Here is a 21,510-nt window from a genome sequence, read left to right as displayed (position 1 = left end):
ATAGAAAGATAATTAAATATTCCGACTTCCCGGCTTGATCGCCGGAAGTGCTGCAAGTTCAGAAGGGAGCGCATCACTGGCATAAGATGCTAGCTCATATTCAGCAAGTGCAATCAACGGCACTCCAACATCAGCCTTACCGCCAGAACGATCGAGAATACATGCACTCGCTAATACATTTGCTCCAGCTGCAACCAAAGCCTCAACTGTCTCACGAATGGAAAGACCTGTTGTCACGATATCTTCAACAATCACAACCCGTGCATCCTTTTTGATTTCAAAACGGCGCAGCTCAAATACACCATTTACACGCTCTACCCACAGAGAGGGAACCCCAAGATGACGTGAAGTTTCATAAGAGGGAATAAGACCACCAATCGCGGGGCCAACTACATAATCAATTTTTCCTTCAATAGACTTTTTGATTTTTTCAGCTAACCCATAACATAACTTTTCCGTTAAGTCAGCATGCATAAATACCTTCGCCTTCTGCATATAAGTCGCACTATGACGGCCTGACGTTAAAATAAAATGTCCTTCCAGAATAGCATCTGCTTGTTTAAAAATATCAATCACATCTTTTGTATTCATTGCAAAATCTCTCTTTTTTACCCATGAACCCGTCGTACCACACTAACCGAACCTGCCTCTTTTAACTGAGAAAAAATACGATTCAAATGTTTTAAATCCCAAACTTCCAGATCAATCATAATTTCTGTGAAATCTGGGGCGGTACGGATAAAAGATAAATTTTGGATATTGGCATCATTGGCAGAAATCACTTGAGTAATTTCAGCCAAAGAGCCAGGACTATTAACAGCAAGAATATTAATCCGAGCAGGAAAACGCTCGCTCATTTGAGAATCTATATCCCAGCGGACATCAATCCATCGTTCTGGCTGATCATCATACGCCATCAAAGCCGAAGACTGTATTGGATAAATAACGATCCCTGCCCCTGGTTGCATAATGCCAACAATTCGATCTCCTGGCACTGCTCCTTCAGGAGAAAATCGTACAGGAATATCTCCACGGGTTCCTCGAATAGGTAAAGCTTTAGATTGATGCTTTTCTGCCATTGTATTCTTTTCGTTTTCTGGAACTTTAAAAATCATACCTTGAGCATTTTCAATGTTAAACCAACCTTCTTCCCCAGGCTTAAAAGACGACTTTTGTACCACACGGTGATCTTGATAATCAGGATAAACCGCTTTTATCACATCAGCAGAAGGCAATTCACCACGCCCAACAGCAGCCAATACATCTTCCACATCTTTGCGTGCCAAACGTGGCAAAATTTGCTTAAGAATATCTCTTGAAAATTGTTTTCCCATATATTCAAATGCACGCTCTAATATACGATATCCCAAGCCCGAATATTGCTTACGTACCGCTGCACGGGTTGCTCGGCGAATAGCTGAACGTGCTTTGCCTGTTACAACAAGAAATTCCCATGCTGCTGGAGGAATTTGTGCTTGTGAACGTATAATATCAACTTCGTCACCATTTTTTAATTTAGTCATTAAAGGCATAATACGACCATTGATTTTTACTCCCACACAAGAATCACCAATATCAGTATGAACTGCATAGGCAAAATCGATAGGAGTAGCGCCTTTTGGAAATGCAATCAATCTGCCTTTCGGGGTAAAACAAAAAACTTGATCTTGAAAAAGCTCAAGCTTTGTATGTTCTAAAAATTCCTCTGGATTATCCCCATCAGACAAAGATTGAATTGTTTGACGTAACCATGCATAAGCATTGGTTTCATTTGATAACTTCAGAGTCGAATAATGAGAACCATAGTCTTTATAAATAGAATGTGCAGCAACGCCATATTCAGCAATTTCATCCATAGAAGCAGTTCTAATCTGCAGTTCAACACGTTGCCTCGAAGGCCCTACAATTGTTGTATGGATGGAACGATAATCATTTTGCTTCGGTATAGAAATATAATCTTTAAAACGACCTGGTACCATTGGCCACGTCGTGTGAATGATGCCAAGAGCGCGATAACAATCATTCACTGTTTCAACAATAACGCGAAATCCAAAAATATCTGACAATTGTTCAAAAGATAATGCCTTGCTTTCCATTTTGCGAAAAACTGAATAAGATTTTTTCTGACGGCTTTTAACATCTGCTTTAATGCCATGTTCGCAAAAAAGTTTTGTCAGTTCATTTTCAATCCTAGAAAGTAAATCACGGTTGCGCTTTGATAATTCAGAGAGTCGATTTGTAATCGTACGGTAACCCTCTGGATTTAAATAAAAGAAAGAAAGATCTTCTAATTCCTCACGCATATCCTGCATACCCATACGTCCTGCAAGTGGCGCATAAATATCCATTGTTTCCTCAGCAATACGCCGGCGCTTATCATCACGCATAGCACCAAGGGTACGCATGTTATGGAGACGATCAGCAAGCTTGACTAAAAGAACACGAACATCATCAGAAATAGCTATAAGAAGTTTACGAAGATTCTCTGCCTGTACTGCCTTCTTCGATACAAGATCAAGCTTATTAAGTTTTGTGAGACCTTCAACCAACTTACCAATTTCAGACCCAAAAAGCTGGTCAATTTCTGCTCGTGTAGCACTCGTATCTTCAATCGTATCATGCAAAAGAGCAACTGCAATCGTTGCTTCATCCAACCGCATATCCGTCAAAATAGCGGCAACTTCTAAAGGATGAGAAAAGTAAAGATCACCCGAAGCACGCTTTTGATGACCATGCTTTTGCATTGCATAATCATAGGCTCTGTTTAATAGAGCTTCATCTACGTCAGACTTGTAACGTTGAACACGCCCAACAAGCTCACACTGACGCATCATACGAGCATATCCTTTATCTTTTCACCATTTAACCCTTATTGAATACCAATATTCTATCAATAAAAGACCCGCAAATAACCACTATCACATAACAACGTACATTCCCCCCGTAATATTATCGCTGTAATTAATAATCGTCACTCTTCTCCGGAACAACCAAACCTTCAATACCCGCTAAAAGTTCTTCTTCTGACATATGATCGAATAAACCACCTTCCTCTTCCGTTGATGCTTCAAAAACACTTTCAGTTTCACCTGAATGCGTAATAAACTCACTTACCATTTCTGGTTCATCAACTTCTACATGCTTTTGCAACGAATGAATAAGATCTTCTTTCAAATCGGCAGACGATAACGTCTCTTCTGCTATTTCACGCAAAGCAACAACTGGATTTTTATCATTATCACGATCAACCGTAATCTGCGCCCCCTGTGAAATTTGACGCGCCCGATGCCCTGCTAAAAGCACTAACTCAAAGCGATTATCGACTTTATCAATACAATCTTCTACCGTTACGCGGGCCATTTATGCTTCTTTCTTAAAGATTAAAACTTTTTCTAATAAGGAAAGAGTATATACAATAAACAAAATAAAACACAAGAAAAACAATGCAGGTTTTAATATTTTTTACTAAAAGATCTCATTAAAAAAAACTTCTTAGAAGCTTTACAAAAAGTGCATTACCTATCCAAGTTTGTTATCAGTATCACTTTAAAATAAAATGTTTTAAGAGTAGTGAATTCAAACAGAAAAATACACTCACCGTTTCAATCTACTCGATAAACTTTGGAAAATTCATCCTTTAAAATTATATCAATCATTCAAATTCATTAAAAATCTTTCGCTATAAAATAGTCTCATACATATTATTTATGATAATACATCATATAAATTAAGAAAATTTATCTCATTAAATGTTTATTCATTTCCATCTTGTTTATCAAATAAATCACTAGATGATTTTCATTCTTTGAAAAATAACGCGATCTTTTATGTTAAACTCTGTTATTAAATAATCCATTTATATTCATTATGGTTGTTCAAAAAAACATGATCCGTCATATACCTCAAAATAATTTTTATGAAAAATGATGAATGTTGTCTCATGAATAACCAATTAACTCCACTTTGCCCAGAGCCGCCACAAAATTGCAATTTATGTCCACGCTTACATAAGTTTATCTCTGACTGGCGTATCAAAGAACCGACTTGGCATAACGCACCGGTGCGCCCATTCTTTCCCTATAAAGGCGCTACTACAACCCGCCTTCTCATTGTTGGTCTTGCTCCTGGATTGCGTGGAGCAAATCGGACTGGGCGTCCGTTTACTGGTGACTATGCTGGACACTTACTTTATTCTACTTTGAAAAAATTTGGCTTTGCCCAAGGTACTTTTGAAGAAAGAGCCGATGATAATCTTGTATTGATTGATGCTGCGATCGTTAACTCAGTTCGTTGTGTACCGCCAGAGAATAAACCCACTGGTGCAGAAATTAATACGTGCCGATATTTCTTTGCACCCCTTTTAACAAATCTTCCCAAACTTAAAGCTGTTATTACCCTCGGCACTATTGCACATCACTCAACATTGCGTGCCCTCAATGCAAAAATTTTAGCCCATCCCTTTGGGCATGGAGAAATCAACGATGTTGGCAGATTACGTATTTTCTCAAGTTATCACTGTTCACGTTATAATACTAATACAGGCCGTTTAACAGACACCATGTTCCATCAAATTTTCGCAGCAGCAAGAACATATCTAGATCAATGCTAAAATCTCTTTAGGGATGCTAAAAATAAAGGATGGCAATTCTGTTATCCATATCTTTTTAAAATTCTTGCTTTTTCACGTCCCCAATCTCGTTTCTTTTCTGTCTCTCGCTTATCATGAAGCTTTTTTCCACGTGCCAGAGCAATCTCCAACTTAGCACGCCCTCTTTCATTAAAATAAAGTTTGAGAGGAACAAGAGTCATTCCTTCACGAGAAGTCGCGTTAAAAAAGCGTGCCATTTCACGTTTTGAAATTAATAACTTACGTAAACGACGTGGCTCATGATTAAAACGATTAGCTTGCGTATACTCGGGAATATAGCTGTTTACTAACCATAATTCCCCATTTTCAAAACTGGCATAACTTTCAGCAATATTCGCATGATTGGAACGCAAAGACTTTACCTCTGCGCCTTGTAACACCAGACCAGCTTCAAGATTATCGAGAATTTCATAATTAAAACGCGCTTTACGATTATCAGCAATTATTTTTTGCACTAACGCGTTCTTTTTTTTACTCATGGAAACCTTTATACCATTTTTTCTTTAAGCAGTCCTGCATGGCAGAGGGCCGCATCAATAATTTTCTTTGTGGTATCTGTTAGTGGAACAATTGGTGAGCGAACAGTACTTTCACAAATCCCTAATTTTGCAGCAGCATATTTTATACCAGCAGGGCTTGGTTCAATAAAGACTGCACGATTAAGAGGCATCAGACGATCATTTAATTCACGTGCTGTTTTATAATCACCACGCAAACAAGCAGCTTGAAGTTCTGTGCATAGTTTTGGAGCAACATTGGATGATACCGAAATACACCCCACACCTCCATGTGCATTAAAACCTAATGCAGTACAATCATCACCGGAAAGCTGTATAAAATTTTTACCACATTTTTCACGTTGTTCACTCACGCGCTCAATTTTGCTTGTCGCATCTTTAACACCAATGATATTTTTAAAATCCTGACACAGATCTCTCATAGTCTCCACAGCCATATCGATAACAGAACGACCAGGAATATTATAAATTATAATCGGTATAGAAATAGCTTTCGCAATGGACGAAAAATGCTTGTATAAACCAATCTGATTAGGTCTGTTATAATAAGGAGTGACGACCAAAACTGCATCTGCACCTGCTTTTTGCGCATGTTGTGCAAGCTCTACAGCCTCACTTGTACTATTTGAGCCTGCTCCAGCAACAACAGGAATACGCTTGGCAACTTGTTCAACACACAATTCTATAACTTGTTTGTGCTCTTCATGACTTAAAGTCGGTGATTCACCCGTTGTTCCAACAGGGCTTACACCATTAATACCTTGTGCAATCTGCCACTCAACAAAATTGCAAAATGCCTTCTCATCAATAGTACCCTTATCATTAAACGGTGTGATAAGCGCAGTTATGGCTCCCTTGAGCATGATAAACTCCCTATAATGTTCTCTTTATTTTTTATGGCCTTTATAAATTACTCAATAATAGAGCATAGTCTTGCTCTCTTGTTGAAGCAAGATGAATTTCATAATAGCTCTCTCAAGGTTTAACATATCTCCTTTAATTCTGAACATCTCTTTAGAAGATTGGCTTACATTAACCCGTTTTTCATGCTTCTCTTATAAAAACTTTTGAATATTCTTCAATAGCAAGGTCTCTAGGTTTTTTCTTATGCGCGCATTTTCTGCCCTCTTTTGTCTACAAACCTTTACTGTGCTTATACTGGCAATAACAATTTTATTTTCAAGCACATGTTTATTTTCAACCACATGGGCAAAAATGCCCTTTATACATGAAAAAGCACCAATCCCTTTAGTTCGTCCGAATCCCTTTATTACAAAAAAAGAAATTCAAAAAACTCCTAGACAAATTCACACAAAACCCAAAAGTCTTCCTACGTCCAACAATAATTCTACTCTTAAGCAACTTAAAGCGGGTTTAGACGCACTTTTAAATAACAATATTGTAAAAACAATAAGCCTTCGTAATTCACTGGAAAAAAATAGTCTTGATCGTCATATTTTGACATGGGCAATCAGCATATCAAATCAAGCCAATATACCAAGCTCTGAAATATTCAATGCAATAAAAGAGCTAAAAGGATGGCCAGGCATAGATATTATGCAACGTAACGCTGAACGTGCTTTTATCAATGAAAATAATTTTACACACATCATCCTTCAAAAATTTGCTCATCATCCCCCTTTAACAGCACAAGGTATGGCCCGATTTGCTAAAGCACTTATTGCAACGAGACAAATTGCTCGTGCTCAACAAATTATTGCACCATGGTGGCATAAAGCAAAACTCAATGCAAAAGAAGAAGAACTTATTCTTAAAAATGCAAGCTCTATATTAAAACCTATAGATCATTTGAAACGTATGCGATTTATGCTTTACGCTCATCATTTTGATTCAGCAGGGCGCATTGCAAAATTAGCCCGTGCCCAGTCTCTTTTTAACGCTTTTGTTGCCGTTGAAAAAAATGATCCTAGAGCTGCACAAAACTTACGTTCTGTAGAGCGTTCATGGCAAAAAGATCCTCTTTTACAATTTTCTCAAATTCGCTATCTTAGACGAACAGGACAATATAATGCAGCGGTAACACTCATGATGAGGACATCAAAGGATACATTAAAACTTATGGATCCTCATGCATTGTGGAAAGAACGACGTGCCCTTTCTCGTGAAATGCTCGATTTAAATAAACCTAAAATCGCTTATCAACTCGTTGCAACACACAATATTACGACATCTTTATTGGCAGTGGATGCTGAATTTCACGCAGGATGGTATGCGCTACGATTCCTTCATGATCCTAAATTGGCAATGCATCATTTTTCACGTATTCCTCAATTATCTTCTGTACCTCTTTCCTTATCCCGTGGATATTATTGGATGGGACGAGCTGCAGAAGCTCTGGGAGAACATAAAAATGCTCAAAATTATTTTCATCGTGCCGCCCATTTTGGTGCAACTTATTATGGTCAATTAGCAGCTTCACGACTTAATCAAAAAAAGCTCCAAATTTCTTTTCCCAAACCGACAGCCACTGAACGACAACGCTTTAGTACACGAGAAGCTATTAAAGCAATTCAACGTCTTGAAACAGCTGGATATGCTAATCTCGCTAAGTTTTTTTATAAAGAACTCGGCGAAAAAATAGAAAGTCCTGGCGAATTAGTTCTTCTAGCTGTGATGGCAGAAAAAAATGGCGACTATTATACCAGCCTCAAAATCGGAAAAACTGCCGTTTCTAAAGGCAAAAATGTTGGTGCACTTTCCCATCCTATAGGTGCTATACCAACTTCTGCGAATGTTTCTGGTGCAGGGCAAGCACTTATTTATGCTATCGCCCGTCAAGAAAGTGAATTTAATCCAACAGCCATATCAAAAGCAGGTGCACGAGGTATACTCCAGTTACTGCCTACTACAGCAAAAACACTCGCAAAAAAATATTCAATGACATGGTCACTTCAAAAATTGAGTAGTGATGCTAGCTATAATGCTACATTAGGTGCCTATTTTCTAAGCGAACAATTGGAACGTTTTAATGGATCTTATATCTTAACTCTTATTGGCTATAATGCAGGCGCCCGCCGAGTTGATGAATGGATAAAACGTTATGGTGATCCTCGAAATCAACCTCTTGATAAAGTCATCGACTGGATTGAACGGATTCCCTATACAGAAACACGTAATTACGTGATGCGTGTTATGGAAAATTACGGAGTTTACAAAATAAGATTGACTGGAAAAACAGATATAAAAGCTGATCTTCTTTTCGTCCGATAAAAGTAATTCAATCTCAATTCACCCTCAAATCGCTCATTCTTATTTCTCAAGATATAGACCAAAGTATTGCAGTAAATTAGTAGGAAAAATCTTAACAGCTCCTGAAAATCAACTGAATATCAAAGATACTCTGATAATTTTATTGACTTTCGATGGTGGTGGTGGAGGAAAAGAACTTACACGTTGGAGTACCGCCATAGCTAACCGATCAAGTTCTGGGTCACCAGCAGAAACCATAACGCGACTAGAAAAAATGCTCCCCTGTTCATGCACTCTAAATTCTAGTGTTACCGTCCCTTTTGTACGACTGATACGCTGTCTTATAACATATTTTTTTTGCTTTTCTAATTGCTCTTGTATCTTTGCCAGCCATTCTATTAATAATGCATCCTCACGTGTTGCCGTATCACCACCCTGAATAGCGCTAGATGAACGCACCGCTTTTACAGTGGAACGCTTTGCTATAATCTTTGATATCGTTTTCTGTATGCGTACTTCATGTTCACTTTTTTGAGGTGTAAGTTCTTCCAAAGACTTAAGAACTGTTAGATCATCTTTATGATAAGATTCTTCTGGTTGATTCTTATCCACGACTTCCAGCATCTCTGAATCCTGCTCTAGAAAATCAGGCTGCAATATTTCTGGATCAATACTAGCATTCGATAAACTGGTATCAATATCAGCCGCATCTGTATCAAAATTCGGAGAAAGATTCTCTTGAAGAAAAGTCAGCATAATCGGGAAAGAGGGTGTGCCATTACTTACACCAGTACTGTAGAAACAAAACTGCACTCCCAATGCTATATGCAAAGAGAAAGCACAAATAAATCCACCAATCCAAAGAGCTAATAATCGTCTTGTATTTGCAAAAATCATAGTTTTTTCTGCCGCTATTCTAAATTTAATAGTTAGTCTTAAACTTCATTAAAACAAGCTATTTTTAAATGACAACTTTTTTCTTGACTGATTTTGTCATGTTTAATATGGTTTCGCCGTGGTTTTGCCGTGGTTTTGTGCTTAAGTCAAATCACGTTATGCTTGGTTGACAAATTTATGATTATTGAGCCAGGCACTTTTATAATAAATTTCAAGCTAGGGGGGGGATGTTTTAAGAAAAGGTTATGATGTGTTATGCGAATAAGACGAAAAAATATCCATAAAAGCTGCATGATTTTAAGTGCTTTGTCGGTCTGTATACCTTCATTTGTTTTTGCGCAAAACAGCAATAAAGATGCTGTGACTGAGCTTAAACCGATTATTATCAAAGGGAAAAAAATAGAGGGTGCTTCGGGGTCAGTAACCATTCTGACTGATCGGAAAACTGCCGAAGATATTGATAAAAAACAAATAAGTGATGTTCATGATGTTGGTCGTCTTAATCCCTCTGTTTCCTATAACTCACTTAATAATAGTTTTGGAATCCGCGGTTTGAATGCAAATCGTGTTCTTACAACAATGGATGGTATAGCTCTTCCATGGTTTGATGATATATTGCGGGGAAATGGTGGAAACACAACTTTTGATTTTAGTGCGCTTTCTGCGTTTGATATTATTCAAGGATCAGATTCTAGCCTTTATGGTTCTGGTGCTTTAGGGGGAGTAGTTGCTTTGCATACCCTTAATCCTGAGGATCTTATTGCTGAAGGAAAGAATTGGGGAGGGCTTATAAAAGGCAGTTACCATTCTGTTAACAATAGTTGGCGTGTAGATCAAGCGATGGCGGTACGTGCACAACAAACGTTTTTGTTTTTTCAAGGATCTCACGTAGAGGGTCATGAGCGAAAAAATATGGGAACTGTAGGGGGATATGATGAGCGTACACGCAAAAATCCCTCTCGTTTTGACAAAAATAATTTGCTTTTTAAAATTCATCAATATTTGAATGATAATCATCGAATTGGTTTTACTGCGGAACGTTTTGCTCATAATAGCAACACACATTCATTAGATGCATCTAAAAGATATGCTCCGGGTTCCGTGTATGATAAAGATAATAAAAACCGTGAACGTCTTTCTCTTTCTTATAATTATAATGGCAATGGAGATGCTATTATTGATGCGTTTCGTGGGCAAATTTATTGGCAAAAACAGTCAGATCGTTATATTATGACGGGCTTTCGTGTAGCAGCGCCCAAAGGAGATTATTTGAGAAATAATTTTTTACGTAACACCAGTTATGGTTTTAACGCTCATGCTCTTAAAAAAGGTTATATAGGTACTGTAGATCATACATTAAAACTTGCTACGAATGTTTCGTCATCTAAATTTCATCACTATTTGTTAGGTAAAGATAATTGCCATTTGCCAGAAAATGCACGGGGATGTCTTTTTGTGCCTGCTAATCGATCTGATTCACCAGATACAAATAGTTACAGTTTTGGTTTTGCTTTCGAAGATGAAATTGGTTTGGTTGATAACCGGCTCCGTATAACACCAGGGATGCGTTATGATTGGTATAAATATGTCCCCCAAAAAACCTCCGCTTATGAAAAAGCTCTGATTTCTGACAAATTTCCTCCAGAGAGAAATGGTTCGCGTTTTTCTCCTAAATTACGTATAGAGTGGGATATTCGTAATCAAATAACGCTTTATGCTCAATGGGCACAAGCTTTTCGTGCGCCACGTGTTTCGGAGCTTTACGTCTCTTATATTAAACCCTCTGCTTATTATTCGAAGGGAAATCCTGATCTTAAAGCGGAAACAAGCAATGGTTATGATTTTGGGATACAATATGGAAATGTAAATTTCGGTGGTTCTTTTAGTGCCTTTATTAACCAGTACAAAAATTTCATCGATACTATGGATAAAGGACCATCAGAAGAATTCAGATTTGCACGTCGGCATTATATAAATCGTTCACGTGTGCGAATTTTTGGCGTTGAAACAAAAGCGCATTGGATTTTGCAAAATGGTTTTCATAGCAATGTTGCTCTTGCCTATTCGCAAGGAAAAGATCTTGATAAAAATGAATATCTTGACTCCATCCAACCTTTGAAAGTAATTATTGGCCTAGGATATGCTGGGGAAGTTTGGGGCACTGATATTATGCTTACCTTAGCAGCCAAGCGTGATAAAGTTATTAAAGGATCTGACTACCAAAAAAATCCAGGATACCGTGTTGTTGATATGACAGGATGGTGGAAACCATTTGGTGAAAATGGCCCTGTTATAAGAGCTGGTGTTTATAATCTTTTCAATGAAAAGTATTGGAATGTATCGGATCTTCCTTCAGGAAAAAGCTCAACACCAAAGGATTACTATAGTCAACCTGGTCGTAATTTTAAAGTGTCGTTCGTGCAAAAGTTTTAGTCACTTCTGTTAACCATTAAACCAATAGAAAATTGTGTCGGTAAAAGGATAAATTGTTGTGTTTCGATTCTTATCATTCTTTAAATCACAAAGAGTTGTAAAGAAACGCTTTAATTATTTTTCATTTATCAACTTTTGGTTATTTTGCTGTTGATATAAGGGCTTATTTAGTGATGGATTAAATCGTTCGTTGAGAATGATTCAGCCTATTGTTTTAAAAGTATAAATTTTTGAAAATTAACTCTGTACAAGTAATATTAAGGAAAGTCTATGTCATATACAGCTGAAGTGATTCTTCGTTTACGTGAAGAAAAAAAAGAAATGCGAAACCGCGATTTTGCGGTTTCTATTGGTATCTCTGAAGCAGAACTTATTGCTGCTTATTGTACAATTGAAAAAGCAAAAAAACTAAAGGTTGATGTTGCTACTTTTTTAGAAAATGCTCCTCAGCTTGGAACGGTTATGGCGTTGACGCGCAATGAGTACGCTGTTCACGAAGTAACTGGATGTTTTGAAAAAATTGTTCAAAGCTCACATATTCCTATCACTCTCGGTGAAATCGATTTGCGTATTTTTTCAAAGCAGTGGAAATTTGCTTTTGAGTATGATGTGGTTATTCTTGGAAAACCTACGAAAAGTCTGCAATTTTTTGATCAGTATGGTGTTTCTATCTTAAAAATCTATTCTAAAGACACCACAAATATGGACAAATGGAATGAATTGGTTAAAAAATTGCTTCATGAAGACCAATCATCTATTCTTGATGTTCTTCCGCTTTCTACTCCAAGTCAACGTAATACTATAGAGTTTGATGTCGAACAATTCAGAAGCCGTTGGCGAAATATGACTGATGTGCACCAGCTTCATGAGATTATTTCTGAATTTAAAATTAATCGACATGATGCTGTAAAACATGCTGGTGATGAATTTGCTAATAAAGTGACTATAGAATCCGTTGAAATGATGCTCAAAAAAGTTGCAAAGCAAGAAATACCTATTATGTGCTTTGTTGGGAACAGAGGATGTATTCAAATTTTCAGTGGGCAAGTAAAAAATATTAAACAGGTAGGACCATGGCTTAATGTTCTTGATCCTAAATTTGATCTGCATTTACTTATTTCTGGTATTGATCGTGTATGGTATGTTCGCAAACCTACCCGTGATGGTTATGTCAGTTCGCTTGAGATTTTCGATAAAAATGGTGAGATGATTGTTCAATTCTTTGGTATGCGAAAAGAAGGACAAAAAGAGCGTGAAGATTGGCGCTCAATATTAAATAATCTGCCTACCTGTCAAGAAGCTATTGTGGCGTAGAAAGGTAAAACTGGATATGAATGCGCGTTTTTTACGTAGATTCTTAAGCGTTTTTTTTGTTGTTGTACTATTTTCTTTTATCTCCTTTTTTCAACCGGTCATTGCTGAACCTACAACGCACTTTTCTAAAAATGCACGGATTGTCTCTATTGGTGGTTCTCTTACAGAAATTGTTTATGCACTAGGAGCTCAAGATCAACTTGTGGCTCGTGATAGTACAAGTATTTACCCGCAAGATGCACTTAAACTTCCTGTACTTGGATATATGCGTGCTCTGTCACCTGAGGGGGTTTTATCACTTGATCCAGAAGGCATATTACTTGTTGAAGGAAGTGGCCCTGCTTCAACAATTGACATTCTTAAGAAAACTTCTATCCCGATCGTGATTGTACCAGAAAACTACTCTCGTGAAAGTGTAATAGAAAAGATTCGTGTTGTTGGTAAAGCTATTCATCGTGAAGCACAAGCTGCTGCATTAATTGAGAAAATAAGCCGTGATTTTGTAGATAATGATGCGCTTTTAGCAAAAATAGTAAAACCAAAGCGTGTTCTTTTTGTACTCTCTGTACAAAATGATCGCATTATGGCGTCTGGAACAGCTACCGCTGCTGATGCGATGATAAAGCTTTCAGGTGGTATCAATGCCATCAGCGATTATAAAGGATACAAGCTGTTAAATAGTGAAGCATTATTAAAGTCAAATCCTGATGTTATTTTACTTGTAAAACACGGTGAAAAATCCGCCAATCTTGAAAAAATTTTAGCTATACCAGCAGTTCAAGCAACAACTGCCGCCAAAAATCATGCCGTTAAACAGATGGATATTATGTATCTTTTAGGATTTGGTCCACGTACTGCAGACGCATCAAGAGAACTTATTAACATCTTTTATGGTGTAAATGAAAATGATAAGAATTGATACAAATGATAGATGAGACATCCATAGTATATGCATCTGAAGCAAAAAAGAATAAAAAAATAGGCCGTGCATACTTAAAGAAAATTATATTATTGAGTCTTGTCATATTTCTCATTTGTAGCATTTTTGGTGGGCTTTTGAATGGTCCTTCAAAGGTTTCTTTTTTTGATTTTCTTCATATAATGTTTACACAAGATTTTTCAGTAAGCAGTAAAACCCGTGAGTACCTTATACTTGTCGACATTAGGATTCCCCGTGTTTTTTTAGGGTTATTGGTTGGGTCATCTTTAGCTGTCTCTGGTGTTCTCATGCAGGGACTTTTCCGAAACCCTCTTGCAGATCCTGGAATTGTAGGCGTATCAGCAGGTGCAGGTCTTGGTGCTGTTTTAGCAATTGTTATTGGTATTTCTTTTCCTATCTCATTAGCCCCTTTTTTGGAGCCTTACAAAGTTATCATAGGTGCCTTTTTTGGTGGTCTGCTATCAACAATTGTTCTTTATACAATAGCGACGCATCAGAATTTTACTTCTATTGCAACAATGCTTCTCGCGGGTATTGCCCTTGGTGCCTTAAGTGGTGCCGTTGTGGGAACACTTATTTTTATCGCAAATGATCAACAATTACGTGACATTACTTTTTGGAGTCTTGGCTCTTTAGCAGGTGCTACATGGTTGAAAGTTTGGCTTGTTTTTCCTTTTATCTGTATTGGCCTCCTTTTTTCGCCCTTTTTATCACGAGCGCTTAATGCTCTTGCTCTTGGAGAAGCTGTTGCTGGTCATATTGGTTTTCATATTCAACGAATTAAAAATAGTGCCATTTTCCTTGTTGCCCTAATGTGTGGTAGCGCAGTTTCTGTCAGTGGCGGTATTGGTTTTATTGGTATTGTTGTTCCACACATTTTACGACAATTAATTGGTCCAGATCACCGCTATCTTATTCCTTGTTCCGCTCTTTTGGGCGCGGCATTGCTTATTTTTGCTGATACATTTGCACGCTTAATTGTTGCTCCTGCGGAATTGCCAATTGGAATTGTTACAGCACTTGTTGGAGCACCTTTTTTCCTTTGGATTCTTATAAAAAAACGGGGAGCAAATTTTTCATGATTGAAGCAACCCATATTTGCGTTCAACGCAGCAAAAAACAAATTCTTAATCATATTAACCTTCAAGCTGAAAGCGGTGCTTTTACTATCATTATTGGCCCTAATGGATCTGGAAAAAGTACTTTTATCAAAGCGTTGAGTGGTGAAATTCCCTATTGTGGGAAAATAACCTTAAATGGCTATGATGTTAGCCAAACAAAAGCTTCTGAAATGGCAAAAATGCGTGCAGTACTACCACAATCAACAGTGCTCGTCTTCCCATTCTTAGTTCATGAAGTAGTCGAACTTGGTCTTTCTATAAACCAATACACCATTGCAAAAACTAAAATACGAAGTCTTACTCAAAAAGCTTTGAAACGTGTAGGACTTGCTGATTATACTGATCGGTATTATCATCAACTTTCAGGAGGGGAACAGGCTAGAGTGCAACTTGCTCGCGTACTTTGTCAAATCTGGGAACCTGTTTATCATGGAGTTTCTCGTTGGATGATACTAGATGAACCTATTGCAAGCCTGGATATTCAACATCAAATTGTCGTTATGGATATTGCTAGAGATTTTGCCCGTTGTGGTGGTGGTGTTCTTGCTGTTCTTCATGATCTCAATCTTGCTGCACATTATGCAGATAAAGTGGTATTACTAAATCAGGGAAAAATTTATTCTGAAGGAAATGCTTCTACCGTTTTGACAACACAAAATCTGCGCGATGTTTATCATTGTTCCTTAGTTGTTTCTGAATTACCTAAAACAGGTGTTCCATTTATACTCCCTCAAACGGCATCCTGTCTATAATAGTGTATAATTTTTTAGAGATCTGTTTGCTTAAATAAAAAATTAAAATATACAGCAAAATGAAAGATAGAGAGATTTTTATGAATTGTAATCAATTCCTTTCTATATAATAACTGCTATTGTATTTTTGAAAATAGAAACAATCTGCTTGAAAACATTGAAGATTTTAGGAATTATCTCTCTATTCTTACCACTCTGGTCTTTATAAAATAATATAAGAAATACACAAAAATACCTCTGTCATGATATAAAATTAAATGTATTTTCGTTATTATTTTTCTCAATATTTATGAAAAATCTCGTAGCTCTCTCTCTCATCCTTATTCATAACTTTACAAAAAATCCTTCTCCACATTCATAAGAAAACGGTTTTTTAATATTCTTTTTACGTATTATTTTCATTAAATCATGCATTTATAAAGTTACAATAATTTATAATCCGCTTCTTGGTAATAATTCATATCCTTACCCTACATAGCCTTTGAGATGATGTTTTGATCACTTTAAGAGCTTTTACCAATCCCAAATATCTTCTTTAGCTACAGTCGTTCCTTTTTATTATTTACATAAAAAATAACGCGGACTAACTCTGCGTCAATGATATCATCAATAGTTGATAGATTATTAATTATTCAACAATCTTATGATTTTATAGCATAACCAACCGTTGTATTAACAGGTCGCATTTCTGTTTCACCCGTCGTAGAAAGAATTACTTTGTGCTTATATGCTCCAGCTGATTGTGTAGTCCCCGTAATAACTTCATAGGGATAAAAAGGATTTCTTCTACCAATGCCATTGGCACTCTATCCAACTCCATTATATTGAAAACTGTGTGTATATTCACCTACCCCTTCCATAGAGTACAAATATGCGTATGTGATTTAATACTCTCTTGCTGCTCATTTGCAAACTATCTCTTCGTATCTAAACCACGACCATTATCCGAACCGCGTAAAAACATCCCTCTAAAATCTAGAACTTTAAAGGTTGTATCACTGTTTTTCCTCATTTATCGCCTATTGCTCTGAATAGTCGTGGACAATCTTTTGCAATTATAGGCTGTGCTGTCTTATAAAACACAACCGTTTTACACCTCTTGCATAGCAAATGTGGCAATAACCCCACATGGAAAAGTTTCTACCTTTGGTGAAGGGATAGGCGTTGGGTTTCAAAGATACCAACCATCTCGATTTTCTATTGAAACATTGCCATTATATGCCATCTGTTTGTAGCTTTCCCCCTTCTAACAGTATAATACCTGTATTAGCAGTTTTATAGATATGCTTCTCTCCCATATTATTCACTGTTATTGTCGTTGTACCAATATTCACATATGCGCTTTAAAACGTATGACTATATCATTTTTGTATTTCTTTATAGGTGAAATTGTTTTCAATATGATTAATGTTGTGTTATCTTCTATATTGATCACAAAATTAATAGAATCATCATTATCAGCAAGATATTCACGGCACATACTGCATCATCGCTTGTGCGCTATCATTGATAGAACTAGGCGGTTGACCTTCTGCCCAATTAATGATGCTGTCTGAATGAGCATTTTCACAAGCCTTTAGCGACCAATCATAAATATTAAACATTACAATTCCCTATTGTTCTTAAACTCCTTCTAGTCATTTACTTTTTGTGCACCAGGGTATAGATTTCCTTCGTCATTATTCGTTGATAGAGTATCTACTCCTGTAGTATTTGTTCATTTATGCTTTTTTTCCCTCTAATTGAATAAATCAAATTCACTACAGTTTTCTATAAACAAACATCCATGCATCCACTTGCAATGCAAAGACTTCATTCTCAGTTTGTTTAGCAGTTATCTGTATCAAAAAAGTTTTGATACTTTTTCCCTAGATTCTTTACACACCCCATCATGTTTTTATGTGTATATAGAAACCTCTTAAAAAACATCTTGTTTTATTAAGTTTGCCAGATAAACATAAAATTTTTTCAGCGCCTCCTGTTCACAGCCTAGCACCCCATAGAGAACTTTCTTTAGATGAATTGAAAAACTGCAAAACTGCACTCTACCCCCTGCAAAATGCACACTGCTAATTTTTGAAGAATCGTAATAGCCTATTGTCCTTACACATTTTTAATATGATCACTTACATGTAGTATTCTATTATATAGATTTTTTGCAAAAAAAATAAACTCTTCTGAATAAAGCCTGTACAGTTATTGGCTCTCTTTTTTCTCATAGCAAGACAAAAATAAAGCTTCTTCACATTGTTATGATAGCAAATAAGTTCCCAAAAAATATTTTCTATTTAACCTGAGCGAACAGTAACATTTCAAAATAGATTCAAGATGAAATAGTCAATATGTGTCACGACTTCAGAAACAAAAGTATTGCCGCTTAAAAAATTTTTAACTCAATAGAAAATAATATGACATTTTTTTATAAAAAAGTACTGATTTCTGAAGATATACCTCTAGATCAGTAAAAGAGCCGCACAAAAATGGAGAATAAGCACTTATGGAAGAGCCAAGTATAAATCCCATTGTTTTAGCACTGAATTTTGCTCTTACCGTTTCTTTATAGAAGACTTTTGTATTATTGCTCACTACATCACGATACCTGTTTTCATTTTTAATAAACATAGAAAAATCGTTAAAAACATATCTTTGCGATTGACAATATAAATATTTAAGCCAACCATGTTTTTGCAAATAAAAACTCTTAAGTTGAGGGGGGAATGCAAATAATATGAGAGTTGTTGTACCAATCCTTTCAATAAAGTTTCTTGATATTTATTTGAAGTATCTTGGTATTATTATAATCCCTGCATTCAAGAAACTATCATTGATGATTTGAACATATCCTCCCTAACCTCACGATCTGTTTTTGAACTCTGTATTTATAAGGAAAAAGTTTATGCAGAAAAAGATTCCATCAATCAGTTGCAGCCCCTTTCCTGCCTCACGCAAAATTTATCACCAAAGTTCTCTTTTTCCTGATGTACGTGTTCCATTGCGTGAGATTTTATTGACCGATGGCAGTGGTGAAGAATCTTTAAATATTTATGATACTTCTGGCCCTTATACAGATAAAGATATGGTCATTGATATTACAAAAGGCTTGCCCAAAATTCGCTCGCCTTGGATCTCTAAGCGTGCTGATACTGAATCTTATTCTGCACGATCAGTTAAAGCAGAAGATAATGGGTTAAACTATGATGAAAAATCTATACCCGCCTTTAAACAAAAGCGCTCTATTCTACGCGCAAAAAATGGCAAAGCAATTACACAGATGGCATATGCACGTGCGGGTATTATCACAGAAGAAATGGAATATGTCGCTATACGAGAAAATGAAGGACTTACAATAAAAAATCAAAAGAAAGTGCAATCAAATATAACATCAAACGGATCAATACCAGAAATTTATACTGCTGAATTTGTCCGCAATGAAATTGCTTGCGGGCGCGCGATTATCCCCCAAAATATCAACCATCCAGAATGTGAGCCAATGATTATTGGACGCAATTTTCGTGTTAAAATTAACGCCAATATTGGCAATTCAGCCGTAACATCTTCTATGGCAGAGGAAGTTGATAAAATGGTTTGGGCTATTCGTTGGGGAGCAGATACAGTTATGGATCTCTCAACAGGACGGAATATTCACAATATTCGTGAGTGGATTATTCGAAATTCACCAGTTCCAATTGGGACTGTTCCTCTTTATCAAGCACTTGAAAAAGTACAAGGTATTGCTGAAAATTTAACATGGGATATTTTCCAAGATACCCTTATCGAACAAGCAGAACAGGGAGTTGATTATTTTACCATTCATGCGGGCCTAAGATTACCATTTATTCATCTCACCATTGACCGCGTAACAGGTATCGTTTCACGGGGCGGTTCTATTATGGCAAAATGGTGTCTGCATCATCACAAAGAAAGTTTTCTCTATGAACATTTTGATGAGATTTGTGATATTGCACGCACCTATGATATTTCTCTTTCGTTGGGAGATGGATTGCGCCCAGGCTCTATTGCTGATGCCAATGATGAAGCCCAATTTTCCGAGCTTAAGACTTTAGGAGATTTGACAAAAATTGCTTGGTCAAAAGACGTACAAGTTATGATTGAAGGACCTGGACATGTCCCAATGCATAAGATTAAAGAAAATATGGACCAACAATTAGAGCTCTGTCATGAAGCTCCTTTTTATACTTTAGGTCCTCTTACCACAGACATTGCTCCTGGTTATGACCATATTACATCCGCAATTGGTGCTGCTATGATTGGATGGTTTGGAACAGCTATGCTCTGTTATGTAACGCCCAAAGAACATCTTGGACTCCCTGATAAAAATGATGTAAAAACCGGAGTGATTACTTATAAAATTGCTGCCCATGCTGCTGATCTTGCTAAAGGTTTTCCTAGAGCGCAATTGCGCGATAATGCTCTTTCGCGTGCACGATTTGACTTTAGATGGCATGATCAATTTAACCTTTCTCTTGATCCAGATACAGCTTGTGCCTTTCATGATGAAACAATGCCTAAAGAAGCTCATAAATTGGTGCATTTTTGTTCCATGTGTGGACCAAAATTCTGTTCTATGCGTATTTCTCATGATATTCGTGATACAGTCGTGAAGAAAACAAAAGATGAAGGTATGCTTGCTATGGCAGAGAGGTATAAAAAAGATGGTGATCTTTATATGGAAGCCATTCCTCTGCAAAAAGAGAGAGTAAACAGTTGAAAAACATTTTGATCAAAGGTGCGGGTGTAGGGGGGCTAACAACTGCTTTTATGTTACAACAAAAAGGTTTTTCTGTTACTATATCAGCCCCTCCTTCTTCTCCTATAGGAACAGCAAGTTGGTATGCAGGAGGAATGCTAGCGCCTTACTGTGAAAGAGAAATTGCTGAACAAATCGTTGAAGATCTTGGCATACAAGCCATCGAATGGTGGTACAAAACACTCCCCTATTTGCTCATACGAAAAGGAACTTTAGTTGTCGCGCCAGCACGAGATAAGGTAGAGCTTGAACGATTTTCAGAGCGGACACATCATCATAGAATTATAAATGGTGAAGAAATAGCATGTCTTGAACCTGATCTTGCAGAACGTTTCAACCATGCGCTTTTTTATGAAAATGAAGCACATCTTGATCCTCGTAAAGCGCTTATTGCTTTAAAAGAAAACCTCATAAAAAATGGAGCATGTTTTGTTGATATCAAAACATCTGAAACAAATTTTGATATTATCATTGATGCGACAGGCATAGCGCGTTTGGGAAAAGATAAAAATATACGCGGTGTTCGTGGTGAAATGCTTCTCGTACGCAGTAGGGATATTAAAATTTCTCGCCCAATTCGCCTTCTTCATCCACGCTTTCCTCTCTACATTGTTCCTCGGCAAGATAATATTTTTATGGTTGGTGCAACAATGATTGAAAGTGATTTTGATGGAGCCATCTCGGTAAGGTCAATGATGGAACTACTTAATGCTGCCTACACGTTGCATCCTGCTTTCGCTGAAGCAGAAATTATTGAATCCGGCGTTGGTGTTCGCCCATGTTATCCTGATAACTTCCCTTCTGTACGTAAACATGGTAATCATATTTCTATTAATGGATTTTATAGACATGGTTTTCTTTTATCTCCAGAAATGGCAAAACGCGCGATGAAATTGGTAGTGGAATAAA

The 21,510-nt window shown here is 36.9% G+C and carries 15 protein-coding genes and 1 pseudogene; 9 read left to right on the top strand and 7 right to left on the bottom strand.

From position 1 onward, the window contains the following. Positions 1 to 12 precede the first annotated feature (12 nt). The 3 genes from pyrE to rpoZ all read right to left on the bottom strand — a co-directional run bounded on the left by pyrE (position 13) and on the right by rpoZ (position 3,360). Complete coding sequence (gene pyrE, locus QWU_RS05000) at positions 13 to 591, bottom strand: orotate phosphoribosyltransferase (RefSeq protein ID WP_006589261.1); 579 nt, start codon at positions 589 to 591, stop codon at positions 13 to 15. 17 nt (positions 592 to 608) lie between these two features. Next, positions 609 to 2,834 carry a RelA/SpoT family protein gene (locus QWU_RS04995; RefSeq protein ID WP_006589260.1) on the bottom strand — a complete coding sequence of 742 codons (2,226 nt, stop codon included), beginning with the start codon at positions 2,832 to 2,834 and terminating at the stop codon, positions 609 to 611. A gap of 127 nt (positions 2,835 to 2,961) precedes the next feature. Next, entirely contained in the window at positions 2,962 to 3,360 is a 399-nt protein-coding gene (gene rpoZ, locus QWU_RS04990; RefSeq protein WP_006589259.1) for a DNA-directed RNA polymerase subunit omega, read from the bottom strand. Positions 3,361 to 3,940: 580 nt separating this feature from the next. Here rpoZ and QWU_RS04985 point away from each other — a divergent pair. Then, on the top strand, positions 3,941 to 4,609 hold the full coding sequence (locus tag QWU_RS04985; protein WP_017344942.1) for a uracil-DNA glycosylase: 669 nt from the start codon (positions 3,941 to 3,943) through the stop codon (positions 4,607 to 4,609). A gap of 41 nt (positions 4,610 to 4,650) precedes the next feature. On the opposite strand, the gene smpB is transcribed toward QWU_RS04985, so the two are convergent. Together smpB and dapA are read right to left on the bottom strand one after the other, a co-directional pair. After that, the gene (gene smpB, locus QWU_RS04980; protein ID WP_006589257.1) at positions 4,651 to 5,127 is read right to left on the bottom strand and encodes an SsrA-binding protein SmpB; all 477 of its coding nucleotides are present in this window, start codon (positions 5,125 to 5,127) and stop codon (positions 4,651 to 4,653) included. An 8-nt stretch (positions 5,128 to 5,135) separates the two neighbouring features. Next, entirely contained in the window at positions 5,136 to 6,029 is an 894-nt protein-coding gene (gene dapA, locus QWU_RS04975) for a 4-hydroxy-tetrahydrodipicolinate synthase (RefSeq protein WP_006589256.1), read from the bottom strand. A 244-nt stretch (positions 6,030 to 6,273) separates the two neighbouring features. On the opposite strand from dapA, the gene QWU_RS04970 reads away from it, so the two are divergent. After that, a complete protein-coding gene (locus tag QWU_RS04970) occupies positions 6,274 to 8,397 on the top strand; it encodes a lytic transglycosylase domain-containing protein (RefSeq protein ID WP_017196328.1) in 2,124 nt (707 codons plus the stop codon). Positions 8,398 to 8,505: 108 nt separating this feature from the next. Here the strand turns inward: QWU_RS04970 and QWU_RS04965 are convergent, their stop codons facing one another. After that, the gene (locus tag QWU_RS04965) at positions 8,506 to 9,273 is read right to left on the bottom strand and encodes an energy transducer TonB family protein (RefSeq protein ID WP_017196327.1); all 768 of its coding nucleotides are present in this window, start codon (positions 9,271 to 9,273) and stop codon (positions 8,506 to 8,508) included. Positions 9,274 to 9,528: 255 nt separating this feature from the next. On the opposite strand from QWU_RS04965, the gene QWU_RS04960 reads away from it, so the two are divergent. The 5 genes from QWU_RS04960 to QWU_RS04940 all read left to right on the top strand — a co-directional run bounded on the left by QWU_RS04960 (position 9,529) and on the right by QWU_RS04940 (position 15,833). Then, complete coding sequence (locus QWU_RS04960) at positions 9,529 to 11,706, top strand: TonB-dependent hemoglobin/transferrin/lactoferrin family receptor (RefSeq protein WP_006589253.1); 2,178 nt, start codon at positions 9,529 to 9,531, stop codon at positions 11,704 to 11,706. 270 nt (positions 11,707 to 11,976) lie between these two features. Further along, positions 11,977 to 13,020 (top strand): hemin-degrading factor, encoded by a 1,044-nt coding sequence (locus tag QWU_RS04955; RefSeq protein ID WP_017196325.1) that lies wholly within the window; start codon positions 11,977 to 11,979, stop codon positions 13,018 to 13,020. A 16-nt stretch (positions 13,021 to 13,036) separates the two neighbouring features. Next, complete coding sequence (locus QWU_RS04950) at positions 13,037 to 13,939, top strand: heme/hemin ABC transporter substrate-binding protein (RefSeq protein WP_006589251.1); 903 nt, start codon at positions 13,037 to 13,039, stop codon at positions 13,937 to 13,939. 5 nt (positions 13,940 to 13,944) lie between these two features. Then, positions 13,945 to 15,042: a FecCD family ABC transporter permease gene (locus tag QWU_RS04945; RefSeq protein ID WP_006589250.1), complete on the top strand. Its 1,098-nt coding sequence runs from the start codon at positions 13,945 to 13,947 to the stop codon at positions 15,040 to 15,042. Beyond that, the gene (locus tag QWU_RS04940) at positions 15,039 to 15,833 is read left to right on the top strand and encodes a heme ABC transporter ATP-binding protein (protein ID WP_006589249.1); all 795 of its coding nucleotides are present in this window, start codon (positions 15,039 to 15,041) and stop codon (positions 15,831 to 15,833) included. Before QWU_RS04945 ends, QWU_RS04940 begins: the two co-directional genes overlap by 4 nt. A 641-nt stretch (positions 15,834 to 16,474) precedes the next feature. Here the strand turns inward: QWU_RS04940 and QWU_RS09165 are convergent. Then, a pseudogene (locus tag QWU_RS09165) lies at positions 16,475 to 17,437 on the bottom strand (phage tail protein). 1,292 nt (positions 17,438 to 18,729) lie between these two features. Between QWU_RS09165 and thiC the strand changes: the two are divergent. Then, positions 18,730 to 20,562: a phosphomethylpyrimidine synthase ThiC gene (gene thiC, locus QWU_RS04915; protein ID WP_017196323.1), complete on the top strand. Its 1,833-nt coding sequence runs from the start codon at positions 18,730 to 18,732 to the stop codon at positions 20,560 to 20,562. Beyond that, positions 20,559 to 21,509 (top strand): FAD-dependent oxidoreductase, encoded by a 951-nt coding sequence (locus tag QWU_RS04910; RefSeq protein WP_006589245.1) that lies wholly within the window; start codon positions 20,559 to 20,561, stop codon positions 21,507 to 21,509. The genes thiC and QWU_RS04910 overlap by 4 nt, the downstream gene beginning before the upstream one ends. Position 21,510: the final 1 nt, after the last annotated feature.

This window comes from Bartonella birtlesii IBS 325 (genome assembly GCF_000273375.1).
GTDB lineage: Bacteria > Pseudomonadota > Alphaproteobacteria > Rhizobiales > Rhizobiaceae > Bartonella > Bartonella birtlesii.
Note: the sequence above shows the minus strand (reverse complement) of the source record. Positions and strands in the feature narration are given on the sequence as shown.